This is a genomic window from Acidocella aquatica (assembly GCF_030160635.1).
Classification (GTDB): Bacteria; Pseudomonadota; Alphaproteobacteria; order Acetobacterales; family Acetobacteraceae; genus Acidocella; species Acidocella aquatica.
Window position 1 is genome coordinate 1 of sequence record NZ_BSOS01000071.1, and the last position, 1300, is coordinate 1300.

Genomic DNA, 1300 nt, shown 5'->3' on the forward strand with positions numbered 1-1300 from the left:
GAGCATTTCCAGGACAACCGAAGCCGAGCCACACAAATGATCGCAGCGGTTTAATGAATCGCCCTGTTGCCAGCTCGGACAGATTGTTCACATGCATTCTCCCTGTTACCGAGATCATACGGCCGGTTCCATACGGCAGGCATAGCCTTGCCAGCTTATCAGGACCATAGCCTAGCCCTGCGGGAATCGCATCGCCATGATCACCAGCAACTTCGATCAACTGACGCCATTAGTCTGCAGCAGCAGAGCGCGATGTTTGGCCAGCCTGCAGGATGGAGGTGCGATCCATCGTCCAGACAGTGTTTTGTGGCGCTCCTGTATTTATGATCTACGCCAAGATATCATGCGCCACTGTATTTTATCGGTGAAAGCGGGGGGAGGAGGCATGAGCTACGCCACACTAACGGTGCATCTGCAAATCGGCCGTCCAAATGATAACGTGCTGGCCGTAACCCAAGCGCTTGCAAAAACGCATCAGGCGGCCGTGATTGGTATCGCCGCGACGGATAGATCCGAAAATTTTACCAATGAAGAATACTATCTCGTTAGTGCATCGTTGGAAAAGGGCTTTGCTAAGTGGCAGTCCCACCTCGCTGCCGCCGAAGCGGAATTCCATGCGGCGTTGCAGGGCCTAGCGGAGATTGAATGGCGGCCGGTCAGCGTAGGACCGACCATTACCGAATCTCTGATCCAGGAGGCGAGAGGGACGGATCTGCTGATCGTATGCGCGGATCAACCGATCAATCCGCCTTACCAAATCCAACCATTCGATCTGGGTGAACTTGTTGTGCATTCGGGGCGCCCCGTTCTGGCGGTTCCAAAAGCGACGATTACATCCCCAAAATTCGACCGTGGCATAATTTACTGGAAGGACACGCTAGAAACGCGGCGGGCAGTTGCAGATGCGCTGCCGCTACTGAAAAGCGCTTCCATCGTCTCGTTGGTTCAAGTTATTGAGCAAGACCGAATGACGGCGGAGTCGGCGCGGATGGAGGCGGTAATGGCTTGGCTGGGACGGCATGGCGTAAAGGTGAACCTAATGGTTGTGGAAGCAGCAACCAGCGACGCTGACGTGCTCCGTACGGTAACGAGTGAGGAGAAGCCCGACTTCGGCGTGGCGGGTCTATATAGTCATAACCGTCTGCGCGAGCGGATATTCGGCGGCGTTAGCCGCGACCTGCTGCGGCAGGTTAATCGGTGCGTTCTGCTGTCACATTGAGGCGACGAGAACTTCTATTAATCAGTACGTAGATATCCCGACATATTTTACTTGACACCACGGGTCGGGTTGGATTCTTTT

General features: G+C 54.5%; 1 protein-coding gene. It reads left to right on the plus strand.

Annotated elements, in window-relative coordinates; translation table 11 throughout:
* Positions 1–196: 196 nt before the first annotated feature.
* A complete protein-coding gene (locus QQJ84_RS12860; RefSeq protein ID WP_284258639.1) occupies positions 197–1219 on the plus strand; it encodes a universal stress protein in 1023 nt (340 codons plus the stop codon).
* The last annotated feature ends 81 nt before the right edge of the window (positions 1220–1300 follow it).